Here is an 8,501-nt window from a genome sequence, read left to right on the forward strand (position 1 = left end):
TCAAGGAACGGACGCTTCCTTCGTACTCACCCTCTCGGGCTTTCCTCCGGGCTTTCCCTTCGGTCTTGCGTTTCCGACTCTATCAGACTCTTTCGCGTCCGATTCCCGGTCGAAGCGGGCCCTCTGCGAAGCAGAGGATTTGTTACTGCGCTTTCCAGTTCTTCGCTTTCGCGTTTCCCTTTCCGGCGATTCCGACTCTATCAGGCCTTTTCCGTTTCCTTGACCAGCTGTCTGCAGGCATGCAGGTGCCAAATCCGAATTAAGGTCTGGGCTTGATACGTCGCCACCGACCCCCGACTTTATGTCGCGTTGGGGCCAGGCAGGAGTACGACAGTACAGGCCTCCGGTAGTCGAGGCAAATCGTTGCCGGTGCACCTCTAGGTCCGCGAAGCCGGAGGACTCGGGCGGAACCGGGACTTCTTATGACTTACGCTGCTGAACAGTACGTCGCCCCTTACAGGCCGCGGCGGCGCCAAGTGAAGCTTCGCCCCGGGAGGCTCCCCATGACCACTGTGACGTCCCCTGTTGCCGGACGCGCCATCGGACTCGCGGCGGTACCCGACCCGGTCTTCTCCGGCGCGATGGTGGGGCCCGGAACTGCCATTGATCCCGTGCGCGAACCGTCGGAGGCCGTTTCGCCGGTGGACGGAATCATTGTCTCCCTGCACCCGCACGCGTTCGTCGTCGTGGACGAGCATGGGCACGGGGTGCTGACCCACCTGGGCATCGACACCGTGCAGCTCAATGGCGAGGGCTTCGAACTGCTCGTCAACAAAGGGGACACCATCACGCGCGGTCAGGGCGTCGTGCGCTGGAACCCCGTCGCCGTGGAAGAGGCCGGCAAGTCCTCCATCTGCCCGATTGTGGCGCTGGAGGCCACCGCCGAGTCGCTGTCCGATGTCCGTGAGGACGGGGATGTGACGGTCGGCGACGCGCTGTTCGGTTGGCGGTGACGCACTCGGCGCGGTATCAGGTAGTCGGTACACATGGCGGTGGCACGGGATCGCCGCACAATCGGAGACGGTGAAATGGAGACAACGCTGCGAGGCGTCGGCGTGAGCCACGGTGTGGCGATCGGCGAGGTTCGGCACATGGGCACGGCCGTACTGGAGCCGCCGGCCAAACAGATCCCGGCGGAGGAGGCCGAGCGCGAGCAGGGACGTGCTCGCCAGGCTGTGGACGCTGTTGCGGCCGACCTGAACGCGCGCGGCAATCTGGCCGGCGGCGAGGCACAGGCCGTGCTCGAGGCACAGGCCCTGATGGCGCAGGACCCCGAGCTGATGGCCGATGTGGACCGGCGGATCGCCGTCGGGAGCAGTGCCGAGCGTGCCGTGTACGACGCCTTCGCCGCCTATCGGGCTCTGCTCGCCGCTGCCGGGGAGTACCTGGCGGGGCGGGTCGCGGACCTCGACGACGTGCGCAACCGGATCGTGGCGCGGTTGCTCGGTGTGCCGATGCCGGGTGTACCGGACAGCGACGAGCCGTACGTACTGATCGCACGGGACCTGGCGCCTGCCGATACGGCGCTGCTCGACCCGACACTGGTGCTCGGCTTCGTCACCGAGGAGGGCGGACCGACCAGTCACAGTGCGATTCTCGCGCGAGCGCTCGGTGTGCCGGCCGTAGTGGCTCTCCCCGGGGCCGGTGAGCTGGCCGAGGGCACCGTGATCGCGGTGGACGGCAGCACCGGCGAGATATTCGTCGAGCCGAGCGACGCGAAGCGTGCCGAGATGGAGAGCGTTGCGGCAGCGCGCAAGGCTGCGCTGTCCGCCTCGACCGGTCCGGGTGCGACGTCCGACGGTCAGAAGGTGCCGCTGCTCGCCAATGTGGGCGGGCCCGGCGATGTGGCGGCTGCGGTCGAGGCCGGTGCCGAGGGTGTGGGGCTGTTCCGTACGGAGTTCCTCTTCCTGGACGACAGCAAGCGGGCGCCGTCCGAGGAGAAGCAGGTCGCGGCGTACCGGGCGGTGCTGGAGGCATTCCCCGAGGGGCGTGTCGTGGTGCGGGTGCTGGATGCCGGCGCGGACAAGCCGCTCGACTTCCTGACGCCCGCGGACGAGCCGAACCCGGCGCTGGGTGTGCGGGGGCTCCGCACTCTGCTGGACCACCCGGAGGTGTTGCGGGGCCAGCTGACCTCGCTGGCGAAGGCCGCCGAGGGGCTTCCCGTCCATCTGGAGGTCATGGCGCCCATGGTGGCGGACCGCACGGATGCGAAGGCGTTCGCCAACGCGTGCCGGGCGGCCGGGCTGCAGGCTAAGTTCGGCGCGATGGTGGAGATTCCGTCCGCCGCTCTCCGGGCCCGCTCGATCCTGCAGGAGGTGGAGTTCCTGTCGCTGGGCACCAATGACCTGGCGCAGTACACCTTCGCCGCCGACCGTCAGGTGGGTGCAGTGTCCCGGCTGCAGGATCCGTGGCAGCCCGCACTGCTGGACCTCGTGGCACTGTCGGCCGATGCGGCCAAGGCCGAGGGCAAGAGCTGCGGTGTCTGTGGTGAGGCCGCCGCCGATCCGCTGCTCGCCTGCGTGCTGACCGGTCTGGGTGTCACCTCCCTGTCGATGAACGCCGCGTCCATTCCTTATGTCCGGGCCACGCTGGCGAAGCACACGCTCGCGCAGTGCGAGCGTGCCGCTGCCGCCGCGCGCGCCGCGGATTCCGCCGATGAGGCGCGGCTCGCGGCTCAGACGGTGCTGTCGGGCGAGTAGGTCCGCGCAGCCGGTCATGAAGGGGCTCCCCGCCACAGGTGGCGGGGAGCCCTTCTTCTGTCAGTGGTGGGTCTCCGGTGCGTCGGCACCGACGTCGAAGCCGGCGCAGTACTCCACGCCCGACTCCGGCGAGACCGGGTCTCCGGTGTCCGCGTCGGTGCAGTAGGCGCTGAAGACCTCTCCGGCGGTGAGCGGCACGAGGCTGCCGCGGGTCAGTCGCCAGCCGTGGACGCGGTCCGGGGTGCCGGGGTTGCTCGTACGCAGGACGAGTCCTCCGTGACTTTCGAGGGCGACGCCGACAGCGAGGACGGTGACGAACTCTGCTCCTTCTCCGGATTCGAGTCGGGCCGGCCCCGTCGCGCCGCGCTCGGTGTGGAGGACGGCGAGCAGCTGCTCGTTCTCCGTGGGGGTGCTGCAGACGAGGTGGTGGGTGCCCGGGCCCGCCGTTTCCAGGGTGCGCATCAGGAGGTGGGAGGCCCGGTCGAAGGCGGCGCGGCCAATGTCCTGGCCGCAGTCGGCGCATTCACCGAGGTCGGCCAGGAGCACCGTGGCGTACTCCCAGGTGGCCTGGCGGACCGCTCGGGAGACAAGGAGCGGGATCAGGGTGTCGATGGGTTGTCCGGTGTAGGCGACGGTGGCTCCGGCAGCCGCGACTTCGGCGGTGAAACGGGTGCGGCTGGCCGGGGCATCGGGCGCGAGCCCGGATTCCGCGCAGTATTCCGCGTACTCCTCGGGGTCGAAGAGGGCGACCGTGGTGTGCATGCCCTGGGCCGCGAGGATTTTCAGCAGGCCCTCGACCTGCTGCAGATAGATGGTGTGGTCGTCGAAGGTGAAGGTGCGGTAGCGCCGCATGGCCGCGAAGTCCTGCTCGTCGGCCAGGAGGCCGATGGTGCTCGGTGCTTCGCGGCGCAGCGTGCGTCGCATGGACGTGGTGTTCCTGGTCTTCCTGGTGTGCGCCATGAGTCCCCCAGTGCGCTGTCGAACATTGCTCACTCAGAGTAATCACGGGCACTGACAGTGCGGACTGTCAGTGGCGCTTGCGGGCCAGGTCCTCGTAGAAGTGGAGCAGTTCGAGGTTGTCGATCGAGCCGGGGTTGACGGCCTTGGCCAGCTCCGTTCCCTGGAGGACGCGCTTGACCGGAACTTCGATGCGCTTGCCGGTGAGGGTGTGCGGAATGCCGGGTACCTCGATGACCTCGTCCGGGACGTGGCGCGGCGAGAGGTTGTCGCGGATGGTTTGTTTGATCCGGCCGCGCAGGCCGTCGTCGAGGGCGTAACCGTCGGCAAGGTGGACGAAGAGCGGCATCCAGTACCCCCCGTCGGGCTCCTCGATGCCGATGACCAGGGATTCGCGGATCTCGGGGAGGCGTTCGACCGCTTCGTAGATGTCGGCGGACCCCATCCGTACCCCCTGCCGGTTGAGGGTGGAGTCGGAGCGGCCGTGGATGATGACCGAGCCGTGGTCGGTGAGGGTGATCCAGTCGCCGTGGCGCCAGACGCCTGGGTACATGTCGAAGTAGCTGTCGCGGTAGCGGCTGCCGTCCGGGTCGTTCCAGAAGTAAATGGGCATGGAGGGCAGCGGGTTGGTGACGACCAGTTCGCCGACCTCGCCGATGAGCGGTTTGCCTGCGAGGTCCCAGGACTGGAGGTCCGTACCGAGGCAGGGCGCCTGGAGCTCGCCGATGTGTACCGGCAGGGTGGGGACCGCGCCGGCGAAGCAGCTGCAGACGTCCGTGCCGCCACTGACGGAGGCGATCCAGAGGTTGTCCGCGACCTCGTCGTGGAGCCAGCGGAAGCCGTCGGGCGGGAGCGGGGACCCGGTGGTGGCCACGCACTGGATGCGTGAGAGGTCGAAGTCGCGGCCCGGGTGGATGTCGGCCTTGCGGCACGCCATGACGTAGGCGGCGGAGGTACCGAAGAGGGTCGCGCCGGTCTGTTCCGCGACGCGCCACTGGGCACTGACGTCCGGGTAGCCGGGGCTTCCGTCGTACAGCACGACTGTGGTGCCGGTGAGCAGGCCGGAGACGAGGAAGTTCCACATCATCCAGCCGGTGGAGGTGTACCAGAAGAAGCGGTCGTCGGGCCCGAGGTCGCAGTGCAGTCCGAGCTGCTTGAAGTGCTCGATGAGGATGCCGCCCTGGGACTGGACGATCGCCTTGGGGAGCCCGGTGGTGCCGGAGGAGTACAGCACCCACAACGGATGATCGAAGGGGACCTGCTCGAAGACGGGTTCGGTGTCCGCGGAGGTGAGTGCGGACCACTCGAGGGCGCCTTCGGGGGCGGCGGTGCCCAGCAGCGGGATGTGGACGACGGCGCGCAGGGTGGGGAGTTCGCGGCGCAGTTCGGCGACCGTCTCGGAGCGGTCGTGTTCCTTGCCGCCGTAGCGGTAGCCGTCGACGGTGAAGAGCACGACGGGTTCGACCTGCTGGAACCGGTCAAGGACGCTGCGGGCACCGAAATCCGGGGCGCACGAGGTCCAGACGCCGCCGACGGCCGCGGTGGCGAGCAGTGCGACGACCGACTGCGGAATGTTGGGGAGGTAGCCGCTGACGCGGTCGCCGGGGCGGACCCCCAGGGCACGGAGTTCGGCGGCGAGGGAGCCGACCTGACGGCGGAGTTCGGACCAGCTGACGGGGACCTGGGTGTGCGTCTCGTCGACATGGAGGAGGGCCGGCGCGTCGGCGCGGAGAGGGTCCTCGGCGGTGCGCAGGGCGTGTTCCGCGTAGTTGAGGGTGGCGCCGGGGAACCACTGGGCGCCCGGCATGGTGCGGTCGCCGATGACAGTCTCGTACGGGGTGGAGAACCGGATGTCGAACCAGTCGGCGACGGCCTGCCAGAAGGTGTCCAGTTCGTCGACGGACCAGCGATGCAGCTCCGGGTAGCCGCCTTCGGCCGGTGCTCCGTACCGCTCGGCCGCCCAGCTCTGGAAGCGGGTGACCGCCGCGGCGGCGATGCGCTCGGGGTCGGGCTGCCAGAGGGGGGCTTCGTTCGCTGCTGAGGTCATGGGGCGGCTCCCTGGCTGTACGGGTACGCGGGGTGGGCGTGGTTCGCGCGCACACGTGCTGGGGTGTGCGCGTGAGGCGGCTTTCACGGACGATGCCATGTGATCGTCTTCCGCACCAGGGTTCCCCGCCCATGGTTGTCTGTCGGGCTATGTGGTCCAGCCACGGGTGAACGGAAGTTGAACGGAGCCCGCTGGCGCCTCGTCGGGTGGCAGGGTGAGCTGCATGAACGGTCGTGACCTGGTGCGCTCGGTGAAGTTGGTGGGTTCGGTGCGGGGGCTGCGCACGGTGCGCTCGGCCTGGCGTCGGCAGCGCGCGGATGCGCGCGCGCTGCCGCCCCGTGGTGTGGAGCGGGCGAGGGTGCCGGGTCTGCTGGTGGGCGCGGAGCCCGGGCCCGGTGGTGGTGTGGTCAGGTTCGCCCGTTCGGAGCTGAGTATCCGGGTTTCGGCGGGCGGCGCGGTGTTCTGGGCGTGGGACGGGGCGGAGCCGCTGCCGTCGTACGCGCTGTCCGGTCCGGCGCCGGAGCCGGATCCGCGTGCCGTGCTGGAGCCGGACAAGGACGGCGGCTGGCAGGTGGTGTCGGAGCGGCTGACCGTGGTGGTGTCGCGGCACGGGGCGGTGGAACTGCGCACGCCCGGCGGTGTGGTGCTCCGGCGGGAGCTGCCGCCGCGGTGGTGGGAGCCGGTGGCGGGGGGTTGCGCCCGGTGGGTGCAGCGGTCCGAACTGCCGGCGGACGCCCGGTTCTTCGGGCTGGGCGGGCGGGGGGCGGGGCCGCGGTTGCGGGACGGTTCGTACGCGCTGTGGAACACCGACCCGGGCGGGCGCTTCGGGCCCGGTGACGATCCGCTGTATCTGACGATGCCGGTGCAGGTGGTGGTCTCAGACGCGGGGACGCATCTGGCGTTCCACGACAACACCTGGGCGGGGCGGGTGACGCTCAGCGAGGGCGAGGAGGGCGCGGGGTCCGGGCATGACCGTACGGGGGTGTGCGAGGTGCGGATGGACGGGGGGCCGCTGCGCTGCTGGGTGGTCGCGGGGACGCCGGCCAGGGTGCTTCAGGGCTGGACGGCTCTGACCGGTGCGCCGGCGCTGCCGCCGTCCTGGGCGCTGGGTCCGCAGCACGCCCGGTGGGGGTTCGGGAGTGAGCGGGAGGTGCGGCGGGTGGTCGCCGGGTACCGGGAGCGGGGGCTGCCGCTGTCCGTGCTGCATCTGGACATCGACCATTACGACGGCCATCGGGTGTTCACCGTCGACCGTGAGCGGTTCCCCGATATGGCAGGGCTGGCGAAGGAACTGCGGGAGGAGGACGGGGTGCGGCTGGTGTCGATCGTCGATCCGGCGGTGAAGGCGGAGCCGGGGAACGCGGTGTTCGATGCCGGTTCGGCGGTCGGAAGCTCCGGGGCGTTCGTGCGGGACGCGCGGGGGCGGGCGGTGCGCGGGGAGGTGTGGCCCGGGGAGTGCGTGTACCCGGACTTCACCGATCCGCGGGTACGGGAGTGGTGGGGTGGTCTGTACGGGGAGCGGCTGGCGCAGGGGTTCTCCGGGGTGTGGCACGACATGAACGAGCCGGTGTCGTTCACGGCATTCGGTGAGCCGACGCTGCCGCGGTCGGCGCGGCACTGTCTGGAGGGCCTCGGGGGCGATCACCGGGAGGCCCACAATGTGTACGGGCTGACGATGGCGCGGGCCGGGTACGAGGGGCTCCGCCGACTGCGTCCGAACGAGCGGCCGTTCCTGTTCTCGCGTTCCGGCTGGGCGGGGATGCAGCGGTACGGGGGCACCTGGTCCGGTGATGTGGAGTCGGGCTGGCCGGGCTTGCGCGCCTCGCTGGCGCTGGTGCTGGGGCTCGGCCTGTGCGGGGTGCCGTATTCGGGTCCTGATGTCGGGGGGTTCGACGGGTCGCCGTCCCCCGAGCTGTATCTGCGGTGGTTCCAGCTGGGTGCCTTTCTGCCGTTGTTCCGTACACACTCGGCGATCGACGCGGGGCGACGGGAGCCGTGGGAGTTCGGGCCGGAGGTGCTGCAGCACGCGAGGGCGGCGCTGGAGGAGCGGGAGCGGCTGCGTCCGTACTTTGTGACGCTGGCGCAGCTGGCCCGGCTGACGGGTGCGCCGTATGTGCGGCCGCTGTGGTGGGGGGCGCCCGGGGACCGGGCGCTGCGGGACTGCGAGGACGCGTTTCTGCTCGGCGATGCGCTGCTGGTGGCGCCGGTGCTGCAGCGGGGCACGGACCGGCGGGCGGTGCGGCTGCCGCGGGGGCGGTGGTACGACACGGTGACCGGCGAGGTGTACGAGGGGCCGGGGCAGGTCCTGATCGATGCGCCGTTGTCGCGGATACCGGTGCTGGCGCGTGCGGGTGCGGTGATTCCGGTGCGGGGCGCGGACGGGGGGATGGAACTGGAGGTGTGGGCTCCGGCTCCTGGGCGTACCGGGGGCGGACTGGTGGTCCGGGACGTGGGTGACGGATGGGAGCAGGCGGAGGTCGAGCGGTATACGTCGCGGCTGTCGGGCGGGCAGGTCGTGGTGGAACGGGACGGTGAGGAGGGTGGGGTGACCTGCCCGGTGCGGGTGCGTGGGGTTGCCAGCTGTTCGCCGGGGAGTGCGCACGAGGGCGGGTTTAACTCGATCGTGTGATGGTCGGTTTCCGGGCTTGCGGGGGCCTGGGCTGTTCGGGCTACGGTGATCGTGCGATCTGGGACGCCGGGTACGGCGCCAGTGTGCGGGGCCCCCGCTCCACCGGAGTGATGGTTCGGGGCCTCCCCGTCACTTTTGGCCGTACCCATCTGGCCAGGTCGTCAGGGAG

5 protein-coding genes are annotated in these 8,501 nt (G+C 70.2%); 3 read left to right on the plus strand and 2 right to left on the minus strand.

Annotated features, from left to right (window positions below):
- Positions 1-503: 503 nt before the first annotated feature.
- Positions 504-953: a PTS glucose transporter subunit IIA gene (locus AB0915_RS36715; protein ID WP_366695392.1), complete on the plus strand. Its 450-nt coding sequence runs from the start codon at positions 504-506 to the stop codon at positions 951-953.
- Positions 954-1,028: 75 nt separating this feature from the next.
- Positions 1,029-2,699, plus strand: coding sequence for a phosphoenolpyruvate--protein phosphotransferase (gene ptsP, locus AB0915_RS36720; RefSeq protein ID WP_366695394.1), 1,671 nt, complete (start codon positions 1,029-1,031; stop codon positions 2,697-2,699).
- A 60-nt stretch (positions 2,700-2,759) separates the two neighbouring features.
- Here the strand turns inward: ptsP and AB0915_RS36725 are convergent, their stop codons facing one another.
- Both AB0915_RS36725 and AB0915_RS36730 read right to left on the minus strand, forming a co-directional pair.
- A complete protein-coding gene (locus tag AB0915_RS36725; RefSeq protein WP_366695396.1) occupies positions 2,760-3,659 on the minus strand; it encodes a hypothetical protein in 900 nt (299 codons plus the stop codon).
- A gap of 67 nt (positions 3,660-3,726) precedes the next feature.
- Entirely contained in the window at positions 3,727-5,703 is a 1,977-nt protein-coding gene (locus AB0915_RS36730; protein ID WP_366695398.1) for an acetoacetate--CoA ligase, read from the minus strand.
- Positions 5,704-5,926: 223 nt separating this feature from the next.
- On the opposite strand from AB0915_RS36730, the gene AB0915_RS36735 reads away from it, so the two are divergent.
- Positions 5,927-8,332, plus strand: coding sequence for a glycoside hydrolase family 31 protein (locus tag AB0915_RS36735; RefSeq protein ID WP_366695400.1), 2,406 nt, complete (start codon positions 5,927-5,929; stop codon positions 8,330-8,332).
- Positions 8,333-8,501: the final 169 nt, after the last annotated feature.

Origin of the sequence: Streptomyces sp. NPDC048411 (genome assembly GCF_040704695.1) — a bacterium.
GTDB lineage: Bacteria > Actinomycetota > Actinomycetes > Streptomycetales > Streptomycetaceae > Streptomyces.